Origin of the sequence: Catellatospora coxensis (assembly GCF_016862635.1) — a bacterium.
Taxonomy (GTDB): Bacteria; Actinomycetota; Actinomycetes; order Mycobacteriales; family Micromonosporaceae; genus Catellatospora; species Catellatospora coxensis.
Genome location: NZ_BONI01000184.1, coordinates 1 through 1820, shown reverse-complemented (window position 1 = coordinate 1820; position 1820 = coordinate 1). Strand labels below are relative to the sequence as shown.

At 69.8% G+C, this 1820-nt stretch carries 1 protein-coding gene; it reads right to left on the bottom strand.

The genetic code is table 11. The features are described 5' to 3' along the window. The coding region (locus tag Cco03nite_RS41890; RefSeq protein ID WP_203699616.1) for a non-ribosomal peptide synthetase at positions 1–1798 on the bottom strand (1798 nt) is incomplete at its 3' end. Positions 1799–1820 lie beyond the last annotated feature (22 nt).

The window sequence follows — 1820 nt, the reverse complement described above, 5'->3', positions numbered from 1 at the left end:
GCGGCAGAGCGTCCACGAAGACCACGGCGGAAGGAACCATGTACTCGGGCAGACGAGTCGCGGTATGCCGACGCAACACCACAGCATCGACTCCCGCCCCGGCCGATGAGACGACGTAGGCGACCAGGCGGCGGTCGCCGGGCCGGTCCTCGCGCACGACCACCGCCACCTGGTCAACCGATTCGTGCCCGGACAGCGCGGCCTCGACCTCACCGAGTTCGATCCGGAACCCGCGCACCTTCACCTGGTCATCGACCCGGCCCAGGTAGTCCAGCTGACCGTCCGACGTCCAGCGCACCACGTCACCGGTCCGGTACATGCGCTCACCGGCACCGAACGGACACGCCACGAACCGCGCCGACGTCAGATCCGCACGCCCCAGATAACCGACAGCCACACCCTCCCCGGCGATGTACAGCTCACCGGCCACCCCGACCGGCACCGGCCGCAACCGCTCATCCAGCACGAAAACCCGGGTATTCCAGTTCGGCCGGCCGATCGGGACGAGTGCGCCCGCCGCACCGTGAACGCATTCGCCCGACGTCACACCGATCGTCGTCTCGGTCGGCCCATACGTGTTGTGCAGGTGCACGCCCGGCAGCGCGGCCAGGGCGTCGTCGCGCAGGTCCCGCGGGAGCTGCTCGCCGCCGCTCACCAGCTGACGCAACGACGCGCACAGCGCCGCGCCCGGCTCGTCCACGAACATCCGCAGCAGCGAGGGCACGAACTCGGCCGCAGTCACGTGCTCCCGACGGATCAGGTCGGCGAGATACGCGGCGTCGCGGTGGCCGCCGGGGCTTGCCAGCACCATCGTCGCGCCGGTAACGAGCGGCAGGAACAGCTCCCACACCGAGACGTCGAACGTGATCGGTGCCTTCTGCAGAATGCGGTCTGCGGCGGTGAGCCGGTATTCGGCCTGGAGCCAGCAGATGTGGTTGACGATGCCGCGGTGCGTGACGACGACGCCCTTGGGCGTGCCCGTGGAGCCGGAGGTGTAGATCACGCAGGCCGGAAGCCGAGCGGCGTCGAGCCCTCGCGTCGCGTCGAGATCATCGTCGGCGAGCGTCTCGAATTCCCGGTCGGCACCGATGTCGAGCACGCGCGGACCGTCCGGTCCGGGCAGAGCGACGACGGCAGCGCTGGTGATGAGCAGTTCTGGGCGGACGTCGTCGAGCATCAGCGAGATCCGGTCGGCCGGGTACTCCGGGTCGACCGGGACGTAGGCCGCACCCGTCTTGAACACGGCGAGTATCGCGACGACGAGGTCGAACGACCGGGCCAGCGCCACGGCCACGAAACGCTCGGGCCCGGCGCCGAGGGACACCAGATGCCGGGCGAGGCGGTTGGCCCGCGCGTTCAGTTCGGCGAACGTCAGCTGTTCGCCCTCGTGGACGACGGCCACGGCCTCGGGGGTTGCCCGCACCTGCGCTTCGACCAGGGCTGACAGGCTGTCGGCGGGAATCGTGTGCGAAGTGTCGTTCCACCGGTGGAGCAGCAGTTCCCGCTCCTGCGCGGCCAGCACGTCCAGGGTGCCGATCGGATCGCCGGGCGCTGACAGGGCGTTGTGCAGGACCCGCAGCACGCGGTCGACGAGCGCGCGGGCGGTGTCGGGGTCGAACAGGTCGAGCGCGTATTCGAGCGAGCCGTCGATGCCGTCCGCGGTGCCTTCTCCGGTGGAGCGCTGCTTGAGGTTGAAAGTGAGGTCGAACTTGGCCACGTCGGCGACGAGCCGTTGCTCGCGGGCTTCGATTCCCGGCAGGTCGCATCGGCCCGCGGTTTCGGGTTCGACGGCCAGCATGACCTGGAACAGGGGGTGGTGC